The sequence below is a fragment of the Pseudomonas sp. Z003-0.4C(8344-21) genome (assembly GCF_900104975.1).
GTDB classification, from domain to species: Bacteria; Pseudomonadota; Gammaproteobacteria; order Pseudomonadales; family Pseudomonadaceae; genus Aquipseudomonas; species Aquipseudomonas granadensis.
Genome location: NZ_LT629756.1, coordinates 5,908,081 through 5,932,732, shown reverse-complemented (window position 1 = coordinate 5,932,732; position 24,652 = coordinate 5,908,081). Strand labels below are relative to the sequence as shown.

23 protein-coding genes are annotated in these 24,652 nt (G+C 61.1%); 7 read left to right on the top strand and 16 right to left on the bottom strand.

Annotated elements, in window-relative coordinates; all coding sequences use genetic code 11:
* Nucleotides 1-24: 24 nt before the first annotated feature.
* From BLU24_RS26640 to ubiE, 5 genes are all read right to left on the bottom strand, one after another.
* On the bottom strand, nucleotides 25-357 hold the full coding sequence (locus BLU24_RS26640; protein ID WP_007909355.1) for a phosphoribosyl-ATP diphosphatase: 333 nt from the start codon (nucleotides 355-357) through the stop codon (nucleotides 25-27).
* Nucleotides 350-751, bottom strand: a complete 402-nt coding sequence (hisI, locus tag BLU24_RS26635) for a phosphoribosyl-AMP cyclohydrolase (RefSeq protein WP_007909357.1) — start codon at nucleotides 749-751, stop codon at nucleotides 350-352. The genes BLU24_RS26640 and hisI overlap by 8 nt, the downstream gene beginning before the upstream one ends.
* A gap of 120 nt (nucleotides 752-871) precedes the next feature.
* A complete protein-coding gene (ubiB, locus tag BLU24_RS26630) occupies nucleotides 872-2,476 on the bottom strand; it encodes a ubiquinone biosynthesis regulatory protein kinase UbiB (RefSeq protein ID WP_093105832.1) in 1,605 nt (534 codons plus the stop codon).
* Nucleotides 2,473-3,096: a ubiquinone biosynthesis accessory factor UbiJ gene (locus BLU24_RS26625; protein WP_093105828.1), complete on the bottom strand. Its 624-nt coding sequence runs from the start codon at nucleotides 3,094-3,096 to the stop codon at nucleotides 2,473-2,475. The genes ubiB and BLU24_RS26625 overlap by 4 nt, the downstream gene beginning before the upstream one ends.
* Complete coding sequence (gene ubiE, locus BLU24_RS26620) at nucleotides 3,096-3,866, bottom strand: bifunctional demethylmenaquinone methyltransferase/2-methoxy-6-polyprenyl-1,4-benzoquinol methylase UbiE (RefSeq protein WP_093105824.1); 771 nt, start codon at nucleotides 3,864-3,866, stop codon at nucleotides 3,096-3,098. The genes BLU24_RS26625 and ubiE overlap by 1 nt, the downstream gene beginning before the upstream one ends.
* Before the next feature lie 154 nt (nucleotides 3,867-4,020).
* Between ubiE and BLU24_RS26615 the strand changes: the two genes are divergently transcribed.
* From BLU24_RS26615 to BLU24_RS26605, 3 genes are all read left to right on the top strand, one after another.
* Entirely contained in the window at nucleotides 4,021-4,296 is a 276-nt protein-coding gene (locus BLU24_RS26615; protein WP_093105819.1) for a polyhydroxyalkanoic acid system family protein, read from the top strand.
* A 231-nt stretch (nucleotides 4,297-4,527) separates the two neighbouring features.
* A complete protein-coding gene (locus BLU24_RS26610; protein ID WP_093105816.1) occupies nucleotides 4,528-4,950 on the top strand; it encodes a phasin family protein in 423 nt (140 codons plus the stop codon).
* 10 nt (nucleotides 4,951-4,960) lie between these two features.
* Nucleotides 4,961-5,854 carry a phasin family protein gene (locus BLU24_RS26605; RefSeq protein ID WP_093105813.1) on the top strand — a complete coding sequence of 298 codons (894 nt, stop codon included), beginning with the start codon at nucleotides 4,961-4,963 and terminating at the stop codon, nucleotides 5,852-5,854.
* Between the two features lie 399 nt (nucleotides 5,855-6,253).
* On the opposite strand, the gene BLU24_RS26600 is transcribed toward BLU24_RS26605, so the two are convergent.
* From BLU24_RS26600 to argS, 9 genes are all read right to left on the bottom strand, one after another.
* Nucleotides 6,254-6,874, bottom strand: coding sequence for a TetR/AcrR family transcriptional regulator (locus BLU24_RS26600; RefSeq protein WP_093105809.1), 621 nt, complete (start codon nucleotides 6,872-6,874; stop codon nucleotides 6,254-6,256).
* A gap of 30 nt (nucleotides 6,875-6,904) precedes the next feature.
* Nucleotides 6,905-8,587, bottom strand: a complete 1,683-nt coding sequence (phaC, locus tag BLU24_RS26595; RefSeq protein ID WP_093105805.1) for a class II poly(R)-hydroxyalkanoic acid synthase — start codon at nucleotides 8,585-8,587, stop codon at nucleotides 6,905-6,907.
* A gap of 139 nt (nucleotides 8,588-8,726) precedes the next feature.
* Nucleotides 8,727-9,581, bottom strand: coding sequence for a poly(3-hydroxyalkanoate) depolymerase (gene phaZ / locus BLU24_RS26590; RefSeq protein WP_090280374.1), 855 nt, complete (start codon nucleotides 9,579-9,581; stop codon nucleotides 8,727-8,729).
* A 94-nt stretch (nucleotides 9,582-9,675) separates the two neighbouring features.
* Entirely contained in the window at nucleotides 9,676-11,355 is a 1,680-nt protein-coding gene (phaC, locus tag BLU24_RS26585) for a class II poly(R)-hydroxyalkanoic acid synthase (protein ID WP_093105801.1), read from the bottom strand.
* Between the two features lie 258 nt (nucleotides 11,356-11,613).
* Nucleotides 11,614-11,985: a gamma-butyrobetaine hydroxylase-like domain-containing protein gene (locus BLU24_RS26580; protein ID WP_093105797.1), complete on the bottom strand. Its 372-nt coding sequence runs from the start codon at nucleotides 11,983-11,985 to the stop codon at nucleotides 11,614-11,616.
* 76 nt (nucleotides 11,986-12,061) lie between these two features.
* On the bottom strand, nucleotides 12,062-13,399 hold the full coding sequence (gene hslU / locus BLU24_RS26575) for an ATP-dependent protease ATPase subunit HslU (protein WP_090280386.1): 1,338 nt from the start codon (nucleotides 13,397-13,399) through the stop codon (nucleotides 12,062-12,064).
* A 55-nt stretch (nucleotides 13,400-13,454) separates the two neighbouring features.
* Nucleotides 13,455-13,985: an ATP-dependent protease subunit HslV gene (gene hslV, locus BLU24_RS26570; RefSeq protein WP_090280391.1), complete on the bottom strand. Its 531-nt coding sequence runs from the start codon at nucleotides 13,983-13,985 to the stop codon at nucleotides 13,455-13,457.
* A 245-nt stretch (nucleotides 13,986-14,230) separates the two neighbouring features.
* A complete protein-coding gene (locus BLU24_RS26565; protein ID WP_090280395.1) occupies nucleotides 14,231-14,947 on the bottom strand; it encodes an SPOR domain-containing protein in 717 nt (238 codons plus the stop codon).
* A gap of 1 nt (nucleotide 14,948) precedes the next feature.
* A complete protein-coding gene (argS, locus tag BLU24_RS26560; RefSeq protein WP_093105792.1) occupies nucleotides 14,949-16,685 on the bottom strand; it encodes an arginine--tRNA ligase in 1,737 nt (578 codons plus the stop codon).
* On the opposite strand from argS, the gene BLU24_RS28120 reads away from it, so the two are divergent.
* Entirely contained in the window at nucleotides 16,684-16,806 is a 123-nt protein-coding gene (locus tag BLU24_RS28120; RefSeq protein WP_269458769.1) for a hypothetical protein, read from the top strand. The two genes, argS and BLU24_RS28120, sit on opposite strands and share 2 nt — an antisense overlap.
* Before the next feature lie 12 nt (nucleotides 16,807-16,818).
* Here BLU24_RS28120 and BLU24_RS26555 read toward each other — a convergent pair whose 3' ends face one another.
* A complete protein-coding gene (locus tag BLU24_RS26555) occupies nucleotides 16,819-19,038 on the bottom strand; it encodes a primosomal protein N' (RefSeq protein WP_093105787.1) in 2,220 nt (739 codons plus the stop codon).
* A gap of 285 nt (nucleotides 19,039-19,323) precedes the next feature.
* Here BLU24_RS26555 and rpmE point away from each other — a divergent pair, with 285 nt between their 5' ends.
* The 3 genes from rpmE to BLU24_RS26540 all read left to right on the top strand — a co-directional run bounded on the left by rpmE (nucleotide 19,324) and on the right by BLU24_RS26540 (nucleotide 21,821).
* Nucleotides 19,324-19,545 carry a 50S ribosomal protein L31 gene (gene rpmE, locus BLU24_RS26550; RefSeq protein ID WP_016772055.1) on the top strand — a complete coding sequence of 74 codons (222 nt, stop codon included), beginning with the start codon at nucleotides 19,324-19,326 and terminating at the stop codon, nucleotides 19,543-19,545.
* Nucleotides 19,546-19,586: 41 nt separating this feature from the next.
* A complete protein-coding gene (locus BLU24_RS26545) occupies nucleotides 19,587-20,369 on the top strand; it encodes a thermonuclease family protein (protein ID WP_172833353.1) in 783 nt (260 codons plus the stop codon).
* A 183-nt stretch (nucleotides 20,370-20,552) separates the two neighbouring features.
* Complete coding sequence (locus tag BLU24_RS26540) at nucleotides 20,553-21,821, top strand: malic enzyme-like NAD(P)-binding protein (RefSeq protein ID WP_093105782.1); 1,269 nt, start codon at nucleotides 20,553-20,555, stop codon at nucleotides 21,819-21,821.
* Nucleotides 21,822-22,180: 359 nt separating this feature from the next.
* Here BLU24_RS26540 and BLU24_RS26535 read toward each other — a convergent pair whose 3' ends face one another.
* Nucleotides 22,181-24,625, bottom strand: coding sequence for a penicillin-binding protein 1A (locus BLU24_RS26535; RefSeq protein WP_418951636.1), 2,445 nt, complete (start codon nucleotides 24,623-24,625; stop codon nucleotides 22,181-22,183).
* Nucleotides 24,626-24,652 lie beyond the last annotated feature (27 nt).

The window sequence follows — 24,652 nt, the reverse complement described above, 5'->3', positions numbered from 1 at the left end:
TTGCTGTTCCTCTCGAATAGTTGTTCAGGCGGACGGACGCGAGGCTTTCTCGACGTGTCCGGACAGGCCGAAGCGGCGATCCAGTTCATCCAGCACGGCCTGCGGATGCTGCCCCAGTTGGGCAAGCATGACCATGCTGTGGAACCACAGGTCGGCGGTCTCGTAGATGACATCGCTGCAGTCGCCGCTGATGGCGGCATCCTTGGCGGCGATAATGGTTTCGACCGACTCTTCGCCGACCTTCTCCAGAATCTTGTTCAGCCCCTTGTGGTACAGGCTGGCGACATACGAGCTGTCGGCGGCTGCGCCTTTGCGCTCTTCGAGCACTTCGGCCAGACGGGTGAGTGTGTCACTCATGCTTGTGTCCTGCGGAGTAAATGGCGTGCGGGTCTTTGAGTACCGGGTCGACCGTTTTCCAGTCGCCGTTTTCGAAGACGCGGTAAAAGCAGCTTTGACGGCCGGTATGGCAAGCGATGTCGCCGATCTGTTCAACCATCAGGATGATCACGTCGGCATCACAGTCCAGACGCATCTCATGCAGGGTCTGCACATGGCCGGACTCTTCGCCCTTGCGCCACAGCTTGCCACGGGAACGTGACCAGTAGATTGCACGATTCTCCGCGGCGGTCAGTTCGAGCGCTTCGCGGTTCATCCAGGCCATCATCAGTACGCGTCCGGTCTTGTGATCCTGAGCAATCGCCGGCACCAGGCCGTCAGCGTCCCACTTGATCTCGTCCAGCCAGTTTTTCATCTTCAAATCTCGAAAAGCAGCAGCAAGCCATGAGCTTCAAGCTGCAAGTAAAAGCAGGTTGCGGTGTACCTGTGTCGTCAAGCTTGAGGCTTGCAGCTTATAACTTGCAGCTCAATCGTGCTATCGGCGAACGACCAGATACAAGCCGACAGCCACCATGATTCCCGCTGGCCAGTGCGCCCAATCGGTTAGTGGGCCGCCAGCGGCGAGGATTGCTCCGCCGGCCAGATGCGCGCAACCGAGCAGGCGCAGGAACCAGTCATCCTTGCGTCGATGCCATGGCGGCGGCGGGTCGTTGGCGTGCGGCTGCGACATGCGTTCGAGCAGGTCGCGGGCCATGTTGGCCAGGTGCGGAATCTGCTCGAACTGGCTCTGCACGTTGCCCAGCAGGGCTTTGGGGCTGACACGCTCGCGCATCCAGCGTTCGAGGAACGGCTGCGCGGTGTTCCACAGATCCAGATCCGGATACAGCTGACGCCCGAGGCCTTCGATGTTGAGCAGGGTCTTTTGCAACAGTACCAGCTGCGGCTGCACTTCCATGTTGAAGCGTCGCGCCGTCTGGAACAGGCGCATCAGCACCTGACCGAATGAAATATCTTTTAACGGTTTTTCGAAGATCGGTTCGCACACTGTGCGGATCGCCGCTTCGAATTCGTTGAGCTTGGTTTCCGCCGGCACCCAGCCCGAATCGATGTGCAGTTGTGCCACGCGACGGTAATCACGCTTGAAGAAGGCAAACAGGTTGCGCGCCAGGTAATCCTGGTCTTCCGGGGTCAGGCTGCCGACGATACCGCAGTCGATCGCGATGTACTGCGGGCTCCACGGGTTGACGGTGCTGACGAAGATGTTGCCCGGGTGCATGTCGGCGTGGAAGAAGCTGTCGCGAAACACTTGCGTGAAGAAGATCTCCACGCCACGCTCGGCGAGCATTTTCATGTCGGTGCGCTGGTCGGCAAGGGTCGCCAGATCGGTGACCTGGATGCCGTAGATACGCTCCATTACCAGCACTTTCGGCCGGCACCAGTCCCAGTAGACTTGCGGCACATAGAGCAGTGACGAACCTTCAAAATTGCGCCGCAGCTGGCTGGCGTTGGCCGCCTCGCGCAGCAGGTCGAGTTCGTCGTAAATGGTTTTTTCGTAATCCAGCACCACGTCGACCGGGTGCAGCAGACGCGCGTCGGCCGAGAGTTTTTCGGCGGCGCGGGCGAGGATGAACAGCCACGCCAGATCCTGCGCGATGATCGGTTTCAGACCCGGACGGATTACCTTCACCACCACTTCTTCACCGGACTTCAACTGCGCGGCATGCACCTGCGCCACCGAAGCCGAGGCCAGCGGCTCGACGTCGAAACGGCTGAACACTTCGCTGATCTTCTTGCCCAGCTGTTCTTCGATGAGCTTGACCGACAACTGCGAATCGAACGGCGGGACCCGGTCCTGCAGCAGCATCAGCTCATCGGCGATGTCTTCGGGCAGCAGGTCGCGGCGGGTCGAAAGAATCTGCCCGAACTTGATGAAGATCGGCCCCAGATCCTGCAACGCCAGACGCAGGCACGCGCCGCGGCTCAGCTCCAGGCGTTTGCGCGGCAACCAGCGCCACGGCAGCACAAAGCGCAGCGCCAGGAGAAACCAGGGCAGCGGCAGGGCGAACAGCAGGTCATCGAGGCGGTAGCGGATCACGACGCGCTGGATGCGCAACAGACGGCGGACGGCAAGCAGCTTCATGCGTTATCGCTTGGGTCGAGGGATCGGGAAAGGCGCTCGAAACGCGCCTCGAGTCGTTCCAGATCAAGTTTGATCCGGTCCAGTTCGCTGAACCGCGCTTCGGCTTCGCGCTGCCCGACGAGGGTGCGTGATTCTTCGGCGAGGTATTCGGCGAGGTTCTGGTTGAGGCTGGCAAATCCTTGCTGATACCAGCGCGCGCGGCTGCGCAGGTGGCCGCCGAGCAGTTGCGTGGCAACCGGGCCGAGCCAGCGCGAGAGTTCGTACTCCCAGTCCAGCTCGAGATCCTGCAGCACACCAGCCAATTCCAGCAGCACGCCGCTGTCGCCGTCGAGCTCGACTTCCGGCGCGTGCAGCACAGCGGTCTTGTCTTTGCTCAAGGCCAGTTTGACCAGGCTTGAGGCCGGCGCACGCAGGGTGCAGTCGACGCCGGCTGCCCACTGCGAAGCAAGCATCAAGCCTTCGTCACTGGGCAGAATGAACAATTGCAATGCCGGGCTGCGGCAGTCGACGGCAATCACCTTGCCGGTCAAATGCGCCAGCCGCGGCAGCGCCGTGCTGTCGAGACGCAGCACCCGGTTGAGGCCGAGTTCAACGCTGGCGAGCAGCCCGGTGAGCAACATCAGGGCTTGATGCCGCGGTGCAGGGCAACGATGCCTGCGGTCATGTTGTGATAGGTCACGCGGTCGAAACCGGCATCGACCATCATCGACTTCAGGGTTTCCTGATTCGGGTGCATGCGGATCGATTCGGCCAGGTAGCGATAGCTTTCCGAGTCATTGGTGATCAGCTTGCCCATCAGCGGCATGAAGGCGAACGAATAGGCGTCGTAGGCTTTCGACATCAGCGAGTTGGTCGGCTTGGAGAACTCCAGCACCAGCAGACGGCCGCCGGGCTTGAGCACGCGCAGCATCGAGCGCAGGGCGTCCTCTTTGTGCGTCACGTTGCGCAGGCCGAAGGCGATGGTCACGCAGTCGAAATGGTTGTCCGGGAACGGCAGTTTTTCCGCGTCCGCCTGAACGAACTCGACGTTGCCGGCGACCCCCAGATCCAGCAGGCGGTCACGACCGACCTTGAGCATCGACTCGTTGATGTCGGCCAGCACCACCTGACCGGTCGGGCCGACCAGGTGCGAGAATTTGCGGGTCAGGTCACCGGTGCCGCCGGCGATGTCGAGCACGCGGTTACCGCTGCGCACGCCGGACAGTTCGATCGCGAAGCGCTTCCACAGACGGTGCATGCCGCCCGACAGAAGGTCGTTCATCAGGTCGTATTTGGCGGCTACCGAGTGGAAAACCTCAGCGACTTTTTCCGCTTTCTGGCTTTCCGGAACGTTTTTGAAGCCGAAGTGAGTGGTGGGTTCGGCATCGCTGCCTTTGCGCTGATCAGTCATATCGCTGTCACCAAAAGAGAATGCGCGACATTCTAATCCCCAAGCCATGCTTTGTCTTCGAATGGCTAAAGGTAAGATGGGCCACCTTCGGGACGATTTGCCGCAGTGGCGGTCAAGATCTACCGACACACCTTCATCTATCAGGAGTCATTCGATGGCCAAAATCAGTGTTGAGCGTGCCCACACCCTGGGCAAGGAAGCCGCCCGCGAGAAGGCCGACAAACTGGCCCAAAAGCTCAATGAACAATACGGTCTGGAGCCGCAGTGGTCCGGCGACACCCTGAAACTCAAGCGCTCGGGCGTGAAAGGCGCCGTTCACGTGGCGGACGATTCGATCAAGGTCGACGTCGAACTGGGCCTGATGATGTCGGCCATGAGCGGCATGATCAAAGCCGAGATCGAAAAGGCCCTCGACAAAGCGCTGGCCTGATTCTCATGTAAAACGCGATCCCCTGTAGGAGTGAGCCTGCTCGCGATAGCGGTGTAGCAGTCAAGAATGATGACGACTGACACACCGCTATCGCGAGCAGGCTCACTCCTACATTTGTTTTGTGATGCTCCCACTGGTTAGGGTGCCCTTTCTAATTTTTCTACCTACTTTGTGCCTGAGCCCGACACCCGTCCGGGCAGTTCCTCAAACCTTCTGCGCGTGAGGTGCACCATGGCCAAAGTTATTTTGAAGAAAAAAATCGACGCTCCGACTTCGACGCTGAACGACGTCAGGTCCTATGCCCGCAAGATCTGGCTGGCTGGCCTGGGTGCCTACGCCAAGGTCGGACAAGAGGGTAGCGAGTACTTTCAAGAGCTGATCGAAGCCGGTCAAATCGTTGAAAAGAAAGGCAAAAAGGCAGTCACCGAAAAACTGGTCGCGGCCAATGTCGAGATCGATGAGGCCGCCACTCAGGTCAGCTCTTTCAAAGGTCGTGTCGAAGTTCAACTGGACAAGGTCGAGAAGGCCTTCGACAGCCGCGTAGCAAGCGCCTTGAATCGCATCGGCATTCCGTCTAAACATGACGTTGAGACACTCTCTGCTAAGCTCGATGAGCTGACGGCATTGCTCGAACGCGTCGCGCGTAAATCTTAAGGAGAACGGGATGGCTGGTAAAAAGAACACCGATAAAGAAAGCAGCTCGTGGGTCGGGAAGGTCGAGTCGTACTCCCGCAAAATCTGGCTGGCGGGTTTAGGCGTGTACTCGAAGATCGACACTGACGGCAGCAAGCTCTTCGACACATTGGTCAAAGACGGCGAGAAAGCCGAGAAGCTCACCAAGTCTGCGGTTGGCAAAAAAGTCGAGGACTCGACCTCTTCGGCGAAGTCGCGCATCAGCGGCGTGAAAGACCGCGCCATGGGCAAGTGGGACGAGCTCGAAGGGGCTTTCGACAAGCGCCTGAACAGCGCGATTTCACGCCTCGGTGTGCCAAGCCGCAATGAGGTCAAGGCGCTCAACGCCAAGGTCGATACGCTGACCAGACAGATCGAAAAACTTACCGGTCTGAAAGCCCAGCCTGTAGCGGCGAAAACCGCTGCGGCGAAACCGGCAGCCAAGACTGCAGCGGCCAAGCCTGCGGCGAAAACCGCAGCCAAGCCACTGGCCAAAGCGGCGGCCAAACCCGCAGCGAAAGCCGCCACCAAACCGGCAGCGAAAACGGCCGCCGCCAAGCCAGCAGCTAAAGCTTCCGCCAAACCGACGGCCGCTAAAGCTGCGGCGAAACCGGCAGCCAAACCCGCGGCTAAAACAGCAGCGAAACCAGCCGCGAAAGCCGCTGCCGCCAAGCCTGCAGCCAAGCCAGCCACCAAACCGACTGCGGCGAAAAAGCCTGCGGTGAAAAAAGCGGCCGCACCGAAAGCCACTGCGCCGAAACCGGCCGCTGCGGCATCGACTGCTCCAACCGCTCCGGCCAACGCGGCAAACTCCGCTGCGGCACCCACGGCAGCAGCCACTCCGACTGCAGCATCGACCCCGTCGACGCCATCCAGTCAGTCCTGATTCATCAGGGCAAAACAAAACGCCCGGCCTGTGGAGGTCGGGCGTTTTTGTTTGTGCATTCCAAGTCTGCCCTCACCCCAGCCCTCTCCCGGAGGGAGAGGGGGCCGACCGCGGTGTCTTGCGTTATACATCGACCTGAAAAATCCACTCGATTATGGATTCAACGAAGCTCGCTCAGGTCGGCGTAGCTCTTGAAAATCCCCCGATCGATCCCCTCTCCCTCTGGGAGAGGGTTAGGGTGAGGGGATTTTGCAGGCAGACCGGATTTTGAGAGCAGCCTGATCATGGATTCAACGAAGGTCGTTCAGGTCGGCCTGGCTCTTGAGCATCCCCTGTCCGGTCCCCTCTCCCTCTGGGAGAGGGCTAGGCGGGCGGCGTTCCGATGAGGGGCTTTTGCAATCAATCGTGATCCTCAAGGTATTGCAGCGCCATCCGCTCCGTCGCCACTTTCACCGGCGGCAACAAATGCGGCGCCACCAGCATCATGATCTGGTACACCACCAGCCGCACCTCGCCCTCACGATCGAGAATTCGCTGGTAATCCAGGGAAAACAGCAGCGTCAGGGTGATCTGCTCCACCAGTTGTCCCAATGCCTGCGTATCGCTGACCAGTTGCCCCGCTGCCTTCAGCCGCGCCAGCAATGAAGCCAGCGTGCGTTTCAGCGCGTTGAGCAGATGACGTATGCCCTTGGCCAGTTTCGGCAGGCGCCCGGCGAGGTTCGACAGGTCCTGGAACAGGAACCGGTATTGCGCCAGGCGCTCGACGATCAGGTGCAGAAACAACCAATAATCCTCCGGCGCGAGTTCCACGTCCGACGGCGGATCGAGCAGTGGTGCCAGTTCCTGCTGGAAGTGTTCGAACAAGCCGAGGATCAGCGGTTCCTTGCCGTGGAAGTGGTAGTAGAGGTTGCCGGGGCTGATCCCCATTTCATTGGCGACCTCCATGGTCGAAACGTTCGGTTCGCCCTTTTCGTTGAACAGGTGCAGCGCACATTCGAGAATCCGGTCGCGGGTTTTCATCCAGTCTTCTTAGAAAATTGTCGTTGAACGTCAGCGCACTCGCACGTAAGTACCGGGTGCTGCCTCCATCGGCGGATAGTTGGGGTTGCCGAGGGCCATGCGGGTTTCGTGCTGCGCGCCCGAGCGCTGTTGAATCCACTCCAGCCACTGCGGCCACCAACTGCCGTCAACACGTTTGGCGTCGTAGTACCAGGCGCGCGGGTCGCTGCTCATCCTGGCGTTTTCGACGTAGTTGGCTTTTGGGTTGCTCGGCGGGTTGAGGATGCTTTGTACGTGGCCGCTGTTGGACAGCACGAAGCGCTTGTCGCCGCCCAGCAGCAGGGTCGAGCGATACACCGCGTCCCACGGCGTGATGTGGTCGTTCATGCCGGCCACGCTGAAACTGTCGACGGTGACTTTCTGCAGATCGATGGGCGTGCCGCAGACTTCCAGCCCGCCAGGATGGGTCAGCGGGTTGTGCTTGAAGAAATCCAGCAGATCGCCGTGCAATGCCGCCGGCAGGCGCGTGTTGTCGTTGTTCCAGTAGAGAATGTCGAAGGCGGGCGGCTCCTTGCCCAACAGGTAGTTGTTGACGAAGTAACTCCAGATCAAATCGTTGGGGCGCATCCAGGCGAAGACTTTGGCCATGTCGCGACCGTCGAGCACGCCCTGCTGATACGAACGCCGCTTGGCCGCTTCGAGAGTCTGTTCATCGACGAACAGCGTCGCCGGGGTTTCGATCTGGCTGTCGAGCAGGCTGACCAGATAGGTCGCACTGGCGACACGTCGCAGCTGCCGCTTGGCCTGCAGATGCCCTTGCAGCGCCGCGATGGTCAGGCCGCCGGCGCAGGCGCCCATCAGGTTGACCTCGCGGGCGCCGGTGATCGCCCGGCAAATGTTCATCGCTTCTTCCACAGCCTCGACGTAGCTCGACAGGCCCCATTCGCGATGGCGCACATCCGGGTTGCGCCAACTGATCATGAAGGTCTGCAAGCCGTTTTTCAGCGCGTACTGGACGAAGCTGTTGTGCGGGCTCAGGTCGAAAATGTAGTACTTGTTGATTTGCGGCGGCACCACCAGCAGCGGCTTGGCGTATTGCTTTTCGCTCATGGGCCGGTACTGGATCAGTTCGAGCATTTCGTTGCGAAACACCACCGAGCCGGTGGTGGTGGCGACGGTCTTGCCGACTTCGAATGCCTGTCGTGTCACCTGGCGTGGCAGGCCGTCGTTGTGCAGCAAATCGTCGAACAGATGGCTGAGGCCGCGCACCAGGCTGTGGCCGCCGGAATTGAACAGCTCTTTGACTGCCAGCGGATTGAGCAGCGTGTTGGACGGTGCCACGGCGTCGTTGAGCAGGGTGAAGACGAATTGCGCGCGGGCGCGGTCTTCGGGGCTCATGTCGCTGTCGTCGATCCAGCTCTTGACCTGCCTCTGCCAGGCGAGATATGCCTGCAGGCTGCGCCGGTAGAACGGGTTGAGGCTCCACGCCGGATCGGCAAAGCGGCTGTCGTTCGGATGGGTCGGATGCAGGGTTTCGCCGAGCAGCACGCGGCCCAGTTGGCCGCCCAGCTTCAAGGCATGCCTTGCCGTGTGGACCGGGTTGCGCAAGCCATGGGCGGCGACGCTGCGCAGGGTCGAGAGCAGGTCGCGACCGCGCAGGCCGGTGATCGCACTTTGTGCGTTGATAAACACGGCGGGGCTGGGCACCACGCCCGTCGCTGGTTTGTCGCGCATGACTCAACACTCCTTCGTCTTCAGGGCAAAAACAAACTCACCGAACCAGAACACCATAGACGCTGTTACGGGTTGCTGCCTGCGCGGCGTCCTGCCGCGCACTCTTGGGTAAAGCCCTGCATAAAGCCTGCCGCTGCGTTCAGCCGCCGAGCGGGGTCGGATGCGGATGCATCACCGCGCGCTGACGCTCCTCCTGGAGGAATTTCATGATGATCGGCGCCACCGCCTCGGCGCGGGTGATCAGGAACAGGTGGCCGTCATCGATGATGTGCAACTGCGCATTGGGAATGCGCCAGGCGAGCACGCGCATGTTGATCAACGGGATCAGCGGGTCGTCATCGCCGGCCAGCACCAGCGTCGGCTGATGGATCTTGTGCAGCCAGTGAATGCTGGTCCAGCCGAGGCCGGCGAACAGTTGCCAGTAGTAACCGAGCTTGCCCGCCGAACGCACTTTCGCCGCATGGCTGGCCGCCAGCGTCGGGTCGCGCCGGAACGAGCCGCCGTAGATCATCGGCGCGATGCGAATGACGTGGGACGGCTGAATGTAGCGCCGCGGACTGGCCATCATCCACAGCACTTTCGGTTTGCCCGGCACCATCACCGCACCGGCGGCGGTGGCCGCCAGTACCAGTTTCTTGCAGCGCTCGGGGTAGTCGTAGGCGAACTGCTGCGCCAGCGCGCCACCCCACGACACGCCGATGACGTTGACCTGACCGTAGTCGAGGTAGTCGAGCATCCGCGCCGTCAGCTTGGCCAGCCCGGGAAAGCGATACGGCCGGTTCGGCGTCGAGGAACCGCCGACTCCGGGAACGTCGAAGGCGATCACTTCCAGGTCCGGGTCCAGCGCCGCGACGAACGGAAATACCAGCTCCAGGTTGGCGCCGATGCCGTTGAAAATCAGCAAGGGCGTCAAGTGCGGCTTGCCGGGACGCACAGCCGTGCGGAGGGTCTGGCCATCCAGATCGACGGTGCGGAATATGAACGGTTGCGGCATGGGTCAAACCCTTCGGGTCAGTTGGGAGCAGCTGCAAGCCGCAAGCTTCAAGCAGAACCCGCTCAGCTTGTGGCTTGTCGCTTGTGGCTTGCCGCTATCTTTCATGAACATAAGTGCCCGGCGCAGCCTCGCCCGCCGGATACGCCTTGTTGCCCAGTTTCACCGGGGCCTTTTTCAGGTTGCCCGAGCGCTCGGCCAGCCACGCCTGCCAATGCAGCCACCAGGAATCGGTGTGCTTGGTCGAGTTCTCTTGCCATTCATCGGCATTGGCGGCCATTTCTTCACTGGTCATGTAGCGCGATTTCGGATTGCCCGGCGGATTGAGAATGCTCTGGATATGGCCGCTGCTCGACAGCACGAATTCAACTTTTCCACCGAATAGCTGCGCCGACTTGTAGCAGGACTTCCACGGGGTGATGTGGTCGTTGGTGCCGGCCAGCGAAAAGATGTCGGCGGTGACCTGCTTGAGATCGATCGGCGTGCCGCACACTTCCAGTGCGTTGGAGCGAATCAATGGATTGTTTTTGAACATCTCGATCAGGTCGCCGTGGAACGCCGCCGGCAAGCGCGTGGTGTCGTTGTTCCAGAACAGAATGTCAAATACCGGCGGCTCGTTGCCGAGCAGGTAGTTGTTGACCCAGTAGTTCCAGATCAGATCATTCGGGCGCATCCAGGCGAAGACCTTGGCCATGTCTTTTCCCTCCAGCACGCCAGCCTGGTAGGAGTGGCGCTTGGCGGTCTCCAGGGTCTGCTCATCGACGAACAGGGCGACGTCGCTGTCCAGGGTGGTGTCGAGCACGCTGACCAGCAGGGTGAGGGCGTTGACCTTGTTCTCGCCGAGTGCCGCGTAGTGGCCGAGCAGGGCGGTGCAGGTGATGCCGCCGGAGCAGGCGCCGAGCATGTTCACGTCTTTGCTGCCGGTGATCGCGGTGACCACGTCGACCGCTTCTTTCAGCGCCTCGATGTAGGTCGAGAGGCCCCACTCACGCTGAGCCTTGGTCGGGTTGCGCCAGCTGATGATGAACGTCGGGACGTTATTGCGCAGGCAGAAACGCGCCAGGCTCTTGTCCGGGCTCAAGTCGAAAACGTAGAACTTGTTGATCTGCGGCGGCACCACCAGCAAGGGGCGTTCGTGGACCTGCTCGGTGACCGGCCGGTACTGGATCAGCTCCAGCACATCGTTGCGAAACACCACCGCGCCTTCGGTCACGCCGAGGCTCTTGCCGACCTCGAACGCACCCATGTTGACCTGGCTCGGCATGCCGCCGTTGTGCACCAGATCCTTGGCCAGATGCGAGAGGCCATCGAGCAGGCTCTTGCCGCCGGTTTCGAAGAAACGCTTGACCGCTGCCGGGTTGGCCGCGGTGTTGGTTGGCGCCATGGCTTCGGTCATCAGGTTGATGACAAAGTGGCCGCGGGCGATATCTTTGGGAGTCAGGCTGCTGTCGTCGATCCAGGCATGGAGTTCCTTGCGCCAGGCCAGATAGGTTTGCAGATAACGTTTGTAGAGCGGGTTCTGGCTCCACGCGGGATCGGCAAAGCGACGGTCGTCACCGGCCGGTTGCAGTTCGGATTTGCCGAACAGCACGTTCTTCAGCTCGAGGCCGAAATGGGTCACGTGTTTAACACTATGGATCGGTTGTTTGATGGCCTGTTTCAGCACCATCCGAGCAGAGGCCAGCAGATCCTTTCCGCGTAGCCCAACGACGGGATTAAGCCCCAGGGTGTTTTCCGAGGCTTGATACTTCAGGTCATCGTTATTCTTGTTACTCATCTACGACGCTCCATTGTCCTGAGACGAGTACCCGGTTTGCGGCTGTGCAGTTCCACAGCCAATGCCAGGTACTACTGCTCGGGTGACCGTTGATTCTGCATAGCTGCTTTACAGTCGTAGAGCATTGCAGGGAACTTGCCAGCTCCATTGGTTACCCGAGTTTAATTTTTTTCGCAAGCAGGCCGATCCTCGGCCATACAGCGGAGCATTCAAACAGATGAAGTTAGAAAATGCCTTCTAATGAGCGCAAGGCTCGGGCTAGAGCATCAGCTTGACGAACGACTCGTTCGGATCGCGGGTTTTTCCGGCGGCACGCAACTCGGCGAGATAATCGTCCCAGAGTTCTTTCTGGCGTTTGCCGAGTTCGTAGAGGTAATCCCACGTGAACAAGCCGCTGTCATGACCGTCATCGAAGGTCAGTTTCAGTGCGTAGTTGCCGGCCGGCTCCAGCTTGCTCAAGCCAACGTTGAGCTTGCCGAATTGCAGGATCGGTTTGCCGTGGCCCTGGACCTCGGCGGAGGGCGAATGCACGCGCAGGAATTCGGCGGGCAGGGTGAATTCTTCGCCGGACGCGTAGGTCAGCGTCAGGGTTTTCGAGGCTTTGTGCAGTTTGATGTCGGTAGGAATCATAGGAGAAGCCTTCAGCTGCGAGCTACAAGCGGCAAGCTTAACTCAGCTTGCCGCGCGTAGCTTGTAGCTTGCCGCTTTACAGAATGTAGCGGGACAGGTCTTCATTCTGCGCCAATTCGCCCAGGTGGCTGTTGACGTATTCGGCGTCGATCAGAATCGGCTTGTCGTCGTGAGCGCTGGCCAGATCGCCGGCACTGAACGACACCTCTTCGAGCAGACGTTCAAGCAACGTGTGCAGGCGACGGGCACCGATGTTCTCGGTCTTTTCGTTGACCTGCCAGGCGATTTCCGCCAGACGCTTGATGCCTTCCGGCTGGAACTGGATATGCAGCCCCTCGGTTTTCAGCAACGCGCAGTATTGCTCGGTGAGCGAAGCGTGCGGTTCGCTGAGAATGCGCTCGAAGTCTTCCGGGCTCAGCGCCTTGAGTTCGACGCGGATCGGCAGACGGCCTTGCAGTTCCGGCACCAGATCGCTCGGCTTGCTCAGGTGGAACGCACCGGAGGCGATGAACAGGATGTGGTCAGTCTTGACCATGCCCAGCTTGGTGTTGACGGTGCAGCCTTCGATCAGCGGCAGCAGGTCGCGCTGCACGCCTTCACGGGAGACATCGGCGCCGCCAACGTTACCGCGCTTGGCGACTTTGTCGATCTCGTCGATGAACACGATGCCGTGCTGCTCGACCGCTTCCAGCGCCTTGGCTTTAAGTTCTTCTTCGTTGACCAGACGCCCGGCTTCTTCGTCGCGCACCAGTTTCAGCGCTTCCTTGACCTTGAGCTTGCGCGACTTCTTCTTGCCCTTGCCCATGTTGGCGAACAAGGACTGCAGCTGGTTGGTCATCTCTTCCATGCCCGGCGGCGTGGCGATTTCGATGCCGGACACTTCGGCGACTTCGATCTCGATTTCCTTGTCGTCCAGCTGACCTTCACGCAGACGCTTGCGGAACAGCTGGCGGGTATTGGAATCGCTGGCCGGCGCCTCTTCATTGCTGAAGCCCATGCGTGCCGGTGGCAGCAGTGCATCGAGGATACGATCCTCGGCAGCGTCCTCGGCACGGTGGCGCACGCGGGTCATTTCCTGCTCGCGGAGCATCTTGATCGCCGCGTCAGCCAGGTCACGGATGATCGACTCGACGTCACGGCCGACGTAGCCGACCTCGGTGAATTTGGTCGCTTCGACCTTGATGAACGGCGCGTTGGCCAGTTTTGCCAAGCGACGGGCGATCTCGGTTTTACCGACACCGGTCGGGCCGATCATCAGGATGTTCTTCGGCGTCACTTCAACGCGCAGCTCTTCAGGCAGCTGCATGCGGCGCCAGCGGTTGCGCAGGGCAATCGCGACGGCGCGCTTGGCATCGTCCTGGCCGATGATATGGCGGTTGAGTTCGTGGACGATTTCGCGGGGAGTCATGGACATAATGGTTAACGGTCCTCAAGCACAAACAAGCCGTGGCACACAGGCCGCGACAGGCTTATTCGGCGAGATCCTGCTCCTCAATGGTCTGGGTGTGGTTGGTGAATACACAGATGTCGCCGGCGATGCCGAGTGCAGTCTCGACGATCTCGCGGGCCGACAGGTCGGTCTTTTTCAGCAGGGCGCTGGCCGCGGCCTGGGCGAAGGCGCCGCCAGAACCCATGGCGATCAGGCCATCTTCGGGTTCGACCACGTCACCGTTGCCGGTGATGATCAGCGAGGCGTCCTTGTTGGCGACCGCGAGCATCGCTTCGAGGCGGCTCAGGGAACGGTCGGTGCGCCACTCTTTGGCGAGTTCGACGGCGGCGCGAATCAAGTGGCCCTGATGTTTTTCCAGCTGGCCTTCGAAACGTTCGAAGAGCGTAAAGGCGTCGGCGGTGGCACCGGCAAAACCGGCGATGACCTGGCCGTGGTACAGGCGACGGACTTTTTTCGCGTTGCCTTTCATCACGGTATTGCCGAGAGAAACCTGGCCGTCGCCGCCCATGACGACTTTGCCGTGACGGCGGACTGAAACGATGGTGGTCAAGGGAAGAGTCTCCACACAGCGGGGCGAAAGTGCCTTATGCCCATTCATATGGGGGTGCTGGAGAGGATTTCAACCTTGGTGCGGGAGAGGGGACGAGCGGCGTGTCGCACCTGATCGTTCCCACGCTCCGCGTGGGAATGCAGCCCGGGACGCTCCGCGTCCCTTCGCTGCCGGGGACGCAGAGCGTCCCTTGAGGCATTCCCACGCAGAGCGTGGGAACGATCAGCGGCGGAGTCAGCAGTGGATCAGCGGCTCTGGCGTTGTTGTAACAGCAGGTTGCTGAAGCCGGCGCCGGCCAGTTGTTTCTGCGCGGTGGTCAGTTGTTCACGATTGCTGAACGGGCCGACCAGAACGCGGTACCAGGTTTCGTCTTTTACCGTGCCGGATTCAACCGCCACCGCCTGGCCGAGCAGAATGATCTGCGCACGCACCTTGTCAGCGTCCGTCTCCTTGCGGAACGAGCCGGCCTGCAGGAAGAACCTGGTCACCGGCGCCGCTTTGCTCACCGGTGGCGCGGGTGGCGGAGTAATCCCGGCCAGTGCGGCCTGAGCGCGCGCGGTGTCGATCTTCGCCGCTTCCGCCGGGGTGACCGGCGTGGTCGGGATGGCCGGCACTTGTGGCGTCGGCAGGGTCTTCTCCGGAACGGCATCCGGCGGCACGATCACTTCCGATTCCGGCAGCAGCGTGTAGAAGTCGTACTTCGGCTTGACCGGTTGCGTCGGGCTCGGCGGGGTCTTGTTAGCTTCGGCGATCTTCGTCGCTTTCTGCTGTTGCGCCTGCTCGACCTTCTCACGCTTGACCGTGTCGCTGCCCTTGCCCGGCTCCAGCTTCATCAAAAACACGATGAACGCGCCGACCGTCAGGCCGATGGCCATCCACAGCCAGCCCGGAATCGGTTGCTTCGCCGGAGCCTGATAGCGGCTGGCGCCGCGCTTGGGTGCAGGTTTTTTCTTGGCAGCCAACTTACATACGCTCCAGAGTTTCCAGACCCAACAGCTCCAGGCCTTGCTTGAGGGTGCGACCGGTCAGCGCGGCCAGACGCAGACGGCTCTGCATCCGGGCCGGGGTCTCGGCGGCGAGGATCGGGCAGTTCTCGTAGAAGCTGGAGAACAGGCCAGCGACGTCGTACAGGTAAGTGCAGAGAATGTGCGGCGTGCCTTTGTCGGACACGTTGTTGAGCACTTCACCGAACTGCGCCAGTTTCGCCGCCAGCTCCAGTTCATGCGCCGCTTCGAGGACGATCTGGCCGTCGACTTCGCTGAAATCCTTGCCCAGTTTGCGGAACACACCGGCAACGCGGGTGTAGGCGTACAGCAGGTACGGCGCGGTGTTGCCTTCGAAGTTCAGCATCAGGTCGAAGTTAAAGCTGTAGTCGCTGGTGCGGTGCTTGGACAGGTCAGCGTATTTCACCGCGCCGATGCCGACGACCTTGGCGATGTTGCGCAATTCGTCTTCGGCAAGCTCCGGGTTTTTCTCTTTGACCAGGCTGTAGGCACGTTCCTGCGCTTCGGTCAGCAGGTCGATCAGCTTCACGGTGCCGCCATCACGGGTCTTGAACGGACGGCCATCGGCGCCGTTCATGGTGCCGAAACCCATGTGTTCCATTTCCATCGGATGGGTGACGAAACCGGCCTTGCGCGCCACGGCGAAAACTTGCTGAAAGTGCAGGGCCTGGCGCTGATCGACGAAGTACAGCGCACGATCGGCTTTCAGCTTGCCACTGCGGTAGCGCACGGCAGCGAGGTCGGTGGTGGCGTACAGATAACCGCCATCCGCCTTGACGATGATCACCGGCAGCGGATCGCCATCGGCATTCTTGAACTCGTCGAGGAACACGCACTGGGCGCCGTTGCTCTCGACCAGCATGCCCGCGGCTTTCAAGTCGTTGACCACATTGATCAGGTCATCGTTGTAGGCGCTTTCGCCCATCACGTCGGCCATGGTCAGTTTGACGTTGAGCAGTTCGTAGATCTTCTGGCAGTGCGACAGCGAGATGTCCTTGAACCGGGTCCACAGCGCCAGGCACTCGGCATCGCCGGCCTGCAGCTTGACAACCAGACCGCGGGCGCGGTCGGCAAATTCTGCGGACTCGTCGAAACGCTGTTTGGCGGCGCGGTAGAAGTTTTCCAGATCGGACAGCTCGTCGCTGGTGATCGGGTTTTCCTGCAGATAGGCCATGAGCATGCCGAACTGCGTGCCCCAGTCGCCAACGTGGTTCTGGCGGATCACTTCGTCGCCGAGGAATTCGAGGACGCGGGCCACGCCGTCGCCGATGATGGTCGAACGCAAGTGGCCGACGTGCATCTCTTTGGCCAGGTTCGGCGCCGATAGGTCGACCACCGTGCGCTGCGCCGGGCCAGCCTTGCGCACGCCGATATGGGCGTCGGCCAGCGCGGCATCGAGGCGGTTGGCCAGGGCCTGGGTGTTCTGAAAGAAGTTGATGAAGCCCGGGCCGGCGATTTCCGCCTTGGTGACGTTCTCGTCAGCCGGCAGCGCGGCGATGATTTTTTCCGCCAGATCGCGCGGTTTCATCCCGGCCGGCTTGGCCAGCATCATCGCGATGTTGCTGGCGAAGTCGCCGTGAGTCTTGTCGCGGGCGTTTTCCACTTGAATCGCCGGCGACAGGCCTTCAGGCAACACACCTTCGTTGACGAGTTGGGTGAGGGCTTGTTGGATCAGCTGGCGAATGGTGTCTTTCATGGTCTTCTCTTTCGACCGCAAGCGCGGCGGGCGCATCGGTGCGCGGGTGGAAAAACTGGGCATTATCCGTGGCGAAGCCGGGCTTGCCAACCTTAGCAGGCTGGTTGTGGATATGTGGTGACAAATAGATCAATCAGTACAAGTCGACGGGATCGACATCCAGCGACCAGCGCACCGCCCGCCCGCTCGGCATCTGCTCCAGCGCGAGCAACCAACTGGCCAGCAACCGATGCAGCGGTGCCCGTGCCGTTGCCTGCAACAACAATTGCGCGCGATAACGCCCGGCGCGACGTTCCATCGGCGCCGGCACCGGCCCGAGCAGTTCGATGCCGCTCAGATTCAGTTCGCCGAGCAAGCGCTCAGCCTCGCTGCAGGCTTCATCAAGAAACCCTTCAGCCTGTCCAGGTTTGTGCGCTTCGGCGCGCAACAGCGCCAGATGGGCGAACGGCGGCAGTCCGGCGGCGCGGCGCTCGCTCAACGCCTGTTCGGCAAAGGCGAAATAACCCTGCTCAGTCAGTTGCACCAATAAGGGATGATCGGCCAGGTGCGTCTGAATGATCACTTTGCCCGGCTCTTCCGCCCGTCCCGCCCGACCTGCGACCTGAACAATCAACTGCGCCATGCGCTCGCTGGCGCGGAAGTCGCCGGAGAACAGGCCGCCGTCGGCGTCGAGGATCGACACCAGCGTCACCCGTGGAAAATGGTGACCCTTGGCCAACATTTGCGTGCCGACGAGGATGCACGGCTGGCCCTTTTGAATCGTCGCGAACAGCTGATTCATCGCATCCTTGCGCGAGGTGCTGTCGCGATCGACGCGCAGCACCGGGTAATCCGGGAACAGAATCGCCAGGCGTTCCTCAGCACGCTCGGTACCGGCACCCACCGGGCGCAAGTCGACCTTGTTGCACTTCGGGCACTGGCGCGGCGTGCGTTCGACGTTGCCGCAATGGTGGCAGCGCAACTCACCGTAGCGCTGGTGCACGGTCATCCGCGCATCGCAGCGCGAACACTCGGACATCCAGCCGCAATCGTGGCAGAGCAAGGTCGGGGCAAAACCGCGGCGGTTGAGGAACACCAGCACCTGCTGGCCGTTGGCGAGGGTCTGGCCGATGGCTTGTTGCATCGGCCCGGAAATGCCGCTGTCCAGCGGCCGGCTTTTCACGTCCAGGCGCAGAAAGCGCGGCTGTTTGGCGCCGCCAGCGCGCTCGTTCAGGCGCAACAGGCCGTAACGCCCGGTGTAGGCGTTGTGCAGGCTTTCCAGCGACGGCGTGGCCGAGCCGAGCACGATCGGGATGTTCTCCTGACGTGCTCGCACCAGCGCCAGATCACGGGCGTGGTAACGCAAGCCTTCCTGCTGTTTATAAGAGCCGTCGTGCTCTTCATCGATGATGATCAGCCCCGGGTTTTTCATCGGCGTAAACAGCGCCGAGCGGGTGCCGATAATAATGTCGGCCTCGCCATCGCGGGCAGCGAGCCAGGCGTCGAGGCGTTCACGATCGTTGACCGCCGAGTGCACCAGGGCGATGCGTGCATTGAAACGCTGTTCGAAGCGCGCCAGAGTCTGTGGACCGAGGTTGATCTCCGGGATCAGCACCAGCGCCTGTTTGCCGGCCTCGAGGGTTTCACGGATCAGCTGCAAATAGACTTCGGTCTTGCCGCTGCCGGTAACCCCGGCCAGCAAAAACGCGTGATAACTGTCGAAACCGGCGCGGATGGCTTCATACGCCGCGCGTTGTTCGCTGTTGAGCGGCAGTTCCGGTTGCGCCAGCCAGTGTTCATGGCGCGCGCCGGGGAGGTGGCGGCGGATTTCCACTTGCACCAGACCCTTGGCCAGCAGCAGGTCGAGGCTGTCCTTGCTCAGCATCAGTTTGCTCAGCAACTGATGGGCGACACCGTGCGGATGCTGGGCCAGCGTTGCCAGGGCTTCTCGCTGGCGCGGGGCACGAGCGATGCGCGGATCATCGAGGCTGGCGCCGGGGGCCGCCGACCAGAAACGCTCCTGACGGGCCTCGGCCAGTTCGCCCTGACGCAGCAGCACCGGCAACGCCCAGCTCAAGGTGTCGCCGAGGCTGTGCTGGTAGTACTGCGACGTCCACAGACACAGCTTGAACAGCGCCGGCGGCAGTGGCGCGGTGGTATCGAGCAGGGCCAGCGCCGGTTTGAGTTTTTCCACCGGCACTTCGCTGGTATCCGCGACCTCGACCAGAATCCCGATCATCTCGCGCCGCCCGAACGGCACCCGCAGGCGCATGCCCGGCTGCAATTGCTCGCGCCGCACCCCGGCCGGCGCCCGGTAATCGAACAGGCGGCGCAGGGGCGAAGGCAAGGCAAGGCGCAGAATGGCGTCGGGCACGCGGGGGGATCTCTATCAGGGCGGTAGGACTCAGCGCATAACCCTGTAGGAGTGAGCCTGCTCGCGATAGTGGTTCGTCATTCAACATTTATGTCGACTGATGTACCGCTATCGCGAGCAGGCTCACTCCTACAGTGGATAGCGTGTTGGGCCGGGAGCCTAGCAGACGGTCGGTCTCGGTGACAGCTTGCGCGATTGAAAAGGTCTGGTAGAATCCGCGGCCTAATTACGTGCGGTATTCAACAATAGTGTTGGGTGGCGGCACGCTAGCCTGAGGAAGACACCATGAAAGCCGAAATCCATCCGAACTACCCGGAAATCGCTGTTACCTGCAGCTGCGGTAACAAGTTCGAAACTCGTTCGACCTACGGCAAAGCCCTGGCGATCGACGTTTGCAACGAATGCCACCCGTTCTACACCGGTAAGCAGAAGACTCTGGACACCGGCGGCCGCGTGCAGAAGTTCGCAGACCGTTTCGCTACTTTCGGCGTCGGCAAAAAAGCCTGAGGCTGATCATTTTGGAAAGTCGTATCGACTTCTCCAGACTGATGAAAAAGGCGTCCCTTGCGGGCGCCTTTTTTGTGTCTGCGATTTGGCTGTCCGCCGCACAGGCGTTCTGTCCAACCCCCACCGGGATGATCAGCGTCAGCGTGCAGCGGGTGGTCGATGGCGACACGCTGCGCCTGAGCGATGGTCGCAGCGTGCGGATGATCGGCCTCAATACGCCGGAGCTGGGCAAGCAGGGGCGCAGCGACGAACCGTTCGCCGTGGCCGCGCGCAAACGCCTCGAAGCGCTGGTGGCGGACAGCGGCGGGCGTGTCGGCTTGCGTCCCGGACGGCAGGGAAAGGACCACTACGGCCGCACGCTCGCGCATGTCTACAGCGACAGTGGCGCCAATCTCGAAGCGCAAATGCTTGCCGATGGCCTCGGTTTTCAGGTGGCCGTTGCGCCGAACGTCGATCTGGTTGCGTGTCAGCAGGCCGCCGAAACCTCGGCGCGGCAGGCTGGGCGCGGCGTCTGGCGGCAACCGCCGGTACTCAAAGCACAACAGATTCAGCGTTCCGGCTTCGCCGTGGTCAGCGGGCGGGTGAGCAAGGTGCAGCGCAATCGCGGTGGAATCTGGATCGAGTTGCAGGACGCGCTTGTACTGCGCGTTGCACCCAATCTGGTCGGACAATTCGACAATGCCCGCTTGCAGGCGCTGAAAGGCCAGCAGATCGAGGCGCGCGGCTGGATCGTTGATCGCTCGCGGCGCGGCGGTTTGCAGTCGGGGCAGGCGCGCTGGCTGTTGCCATTGACCGATCCTTCGATGCTGCAGGGTTCGCGCTGAAGAAAAATTGTAGACATTTTTCGCATCGATTGTGAACAGTCCAGCCCTTGTGCGCCGTGGCTCTTGGCCCAAAGTCGTAGGGCAGGGCGCTTGACAGTGGTGACTGCCCAGTCTTGTGGGGACTTTGCGAGGCGCGTATCCTCGCTGACCAGTCTGTCCAACAGTAAAAAGCGGAATGCCAAAATGTCTGATCTGAAAACTGCCGCTCTCGAATATCACGCCAATCCTCGTCCGGGGAAGCTGAGTGTCGAGCTCACCAAGGCCACTGCTACCGCTCGCGACCTGTCGCTGGCGTACAGCCCCGGCGTAGCTGAACCAGTGCGTGAGATCGCCCGCGATCCCGAACTGGCCTACAAGTACACCGGCAAGGGCAACCTGGTTGCAGTGATTTCCGATGGCACCGCGATTCTCGGCCTGGGCAACCTCGGCCCATTGGCTTCCAAGCCCGTGATGGAAGGCAAGGGCGTGCTCTTCAAGCGCTTCGCCGGTATCGACGTGTTCGACATCGAAGTCGACTCGGAAAGCCCGCAAGCCTTCATCGACACGGTCAAGCGCATCTCCATCACCTTCGGCGGCATCAACCTCGAAGACATCAAGGCACCAGAGTGCTTTGAGATCGAGCGCGCGCTGATCGAACAATGCGACATTCCGGTATTCCACGATGATCAGCACGGCACCGCGATCGTTACCGCGGCCGGCATGATCAACGCCTTGGAAATCGCTGGCAAAACCCTGCCAGAAGCGAAGATCGTCTGCCTGGGCGCCGGCGCTGCGGCCATCTCCTGCATGAAATTGCTGGTGAGCATGGGCGCGCGCATCGAAAACATCTTCATGGTTGACCGTACCGGCGTGATCCACTCCGGCCGTGACGACCTGAACCAGTACAAAGCCGTGTTCGCCCACGCCACTGAGAAGCGCAGCCTGGCTGACGCACTGGCAGGCGCTGACGTGTTCGTCGGTCTGTCCGGCCCGAACCTGCTGAGCGCTGAAGGCCTGCTGTCGATGGCACCGAACCCGATCGTGTTCGCCTGCTCCAACCCGGACCCGGAAATCTCCCCGGAGCTGGCTCACGCCACCCGTAGCGACGTGATCATGGCCACCGGCCGTTCGGACTACCCGAACCAGGTCAACAACGTGCTGGGCTTCCCGTTCATCTTCCGCGGTGCCCTGGACGTTCGCGCCAAGCGCATCAACGAAGAAATGAAAGTCGCGGCCGCCAACGCCCTGCGCGAACTGGCCAAGCTGCCGGTGCCACAGGACGTCTGCGATGCCTACGGTGGTGCTCCGCTGGAATTCGGCCGTGAGTACATCATTCCGAAGCCAATGGACAAGCGCCTGATCACCCTGATCTCCGACGCAGTGGCCAAAGCGGCGATCGAGACCGGTGTGGCAACTCTGCCGTATCCGAAGAACTACCCGCTGAAAAGCGTGGATGACGTGTTCAACGGCTAAGCCGTTGTAGCGCTTCAAACGAAAGCCCCGACTTGTGAGAGTCGGGGCTTTTTTTGTTTTCGGGAGTTCCAGGATCGCATTTCATATCGACAAGGACCCTCACCCTAGCCCTCTCCCAGAGGGAGAGGGGATTGACCGAGGTGTTCGGCGCCCTTCATCGACCTGAGAGAGTGGTGTCGATTATGGATTCGGCACAACACTTTCAGGTCGATGTAGCTCCCCAAGCATCCCCCGATCAGTCCCCTCTCCCTACGGGCGGTCCGACGTTTCGGGAGGGTTAGGGTGAGGGGCTCTTGATCTTCGGGCAATAAAAAGCCCCGCACTTCTCACGAAGGCGGGGCTTTTCAATGGCTGCCGGATCAGAACAAATCGATCGGCGCCTGTTCATCCGCCGGTAGCGGGCTGCCCGGTACGACGCCGTTGCCCAGCTCATTCATCGACGGTGGGGAGTCCTCAGCCTTGAACAGCTCGAAGTACGCGCCCGGTGTGCTCGGCGACGCTGCACGGCCACTGACCGGGTCCACGCGCAGGCTGAGGATGCCTTCCGGTTCTGGCTGGACATGCGGTGGCTTGTCCTTCAGTGCGGCCGACATGTAATTCATCCAGATCGGCAGCGCCACAGTGCCGCCGAACTCGCGGCGGCCGAGGCTTTCCGGCTGGTCGAAACCGGTCCACACCGTGGTCACGTAATCGGCGTTGTAACCCGAAAACCACGCATCTTTCGATTCGTTGGTGGTACCGGTCTTGCCAGCGATGTCGCTACGGCCCATGGCGAGGGCGCGGCGGCCGGTGCCGAGCTTGATCACGTCCTGCAGCATGCTGTTGAGGATGTAGGTAGTACGACCATCAACAATCCGCTCGGCCACGGCTGGCGCTTGAGGCACTGCCTGATTGCCTGGCGCTTCGCCGGGAGCCGGTGCGGCATTGACTGTGAACGACTCGGTGTCCGGCGCGGCGATACCGTCCGTCGCCGAGCCACCTTGCGGAACAGTCGGCGGGTTGGCCACGAACAGCGTGTCACCGTTGCGGCTTTCGATCTTGTCGATGATGTACGGGGTGATCTTGTAACCGCCGTTGGCGAAGGTACTCCAGCCGGTGGCAATCTCCATCGGCGTCAGGGTTGCGGTACCCAGTGCCAGCGACAGGTTCGGCGGCAGGTCCTGCTTGTTGAAGCCGAAGCGGGTGATGTAATCGATGGTTTTACCCACGCCCATCGCCTGCAGCAGGCGGATCGATACCAGGTTACGCGACTTGTACAGCGCCTCGCGCAGACGGATCGGACCGAGGAAGGTGTTGGTGTCGTTCTTCGGACGCCAGACCTTGTCCAGGTACTCGTCGACGAACACGATCGGCGCATCGTTGACCAGGGTTGCAGCGGTGTAGCCACTATCCAGTGCGGCGCTGTAGACGAACGGTTTGAAGCTCGAACCCGGCTGACGCTTGGCCTGCATGGCGCGGTTGTAGTTGCTCTGCTCGAACGCAAAACCACCGACCAGCGAACGGATCGCGCCGTTCTGCGGATCCAGCGACACCAGCGCACCTTGCGCCTGCGGGATCTGGCTGAACTTCAGCGAATTGTCTTTCTGGCGCTGCACACGAATCAGATCGCCGACCTGCGCGACGTCCGCCGGCTGACGCGGATTGGCGCCCATGCTGTTGGTGTTGAGGAATGGTCGCGCCCACTTCATGGTGTCCCAGGCGACATGTTCTTCGCCGGTACGGGTCAGCACTTGCAGACCGTTCTTGTCGACCTGGGTGACGATTGCCGGTTCCAGACTGCTGATGGTGCGTTGCTTGGTCAGTTCGCTGGCCCAGGCTTCGCGGGTCTTGCCCGGCAGGCGCGACTCAGGGCCGCGGTAGCCGTGGCGCTGGTCGTAGGTCATCAAGCCTTCGTGCAGCGCGGTGTTGGCCATTTCCTGCAGGTTGCTCGGCACCGTGGTAGTGACGCGGAAACCCTCGGTGTAGGCGTCGCTGCCGTAGCGGCCAACCATTTCGGCGCGGGCCATTTCAGCAATGTACGGCGCGTTCACTTCCGGGGTCGGTACGTGGTAGCTGGCATTCAGCGGCTCGTTGATCGCAGCGGTGTAATCGGCCTCGGTGATCTTGCCGAGCTTGTACATGCGCCCGAGGATCCAGTCACGGCGCTCTTTGCTGCGCGCCGGGTTGGCCAGCGGGTTGAAGCGCGACGGGGCTTTCGGCAGGCCGGCGATCATCGCCATCTGCGCCAGGCTGACGTCGCGAATCGATTTGCCGTAATACACCTGCGCCGCTGCCTCGATGCCATAGGCGCGGTTGCCCAGATAGATCTTGTTGACGTACAGCTCGAGGATCTCGTCCTTGGTCAGCTGCCGTTCGATCTGCAGGGCCAGAAGAATTTCCGTGGTTTTACGCGAGAAGCTGCGTTCGCTGGTGAGGAAGAAGTTCTTCGCCACCTGCATGGTGATGGTGCTGCCGCCAGACTGGATGTGCCCGCTTTTGACCAGTTGCGTTGCGGCGCGCATCAGACTGCTCGGATCGACGCCGTAATGGTTGGCGAAATTGTCGTCTTCAGCACTTAGTAACGCATTAATGAAATTGGGCGGAATGTCGGCGAAACGGATCGGTGTGCGGCGCATTTCGCCAAACTCTGCGATCAACTTGTCATCGCTGCTGTAGACGCGAAGCGGAATCTGCAACTGAATGCTTCGCAGAGCCTCCACAGACGGCAAACCCGGACTAAGGTAAAGAAACGCGCCGCTGAGACCTAATAGCAGTCCGCAGAAAACGGCGACGATGGACCAACCGAAAAATTTCAGCAGACGAATCAAGGCTTTTGGACATCCAGAGCAAAG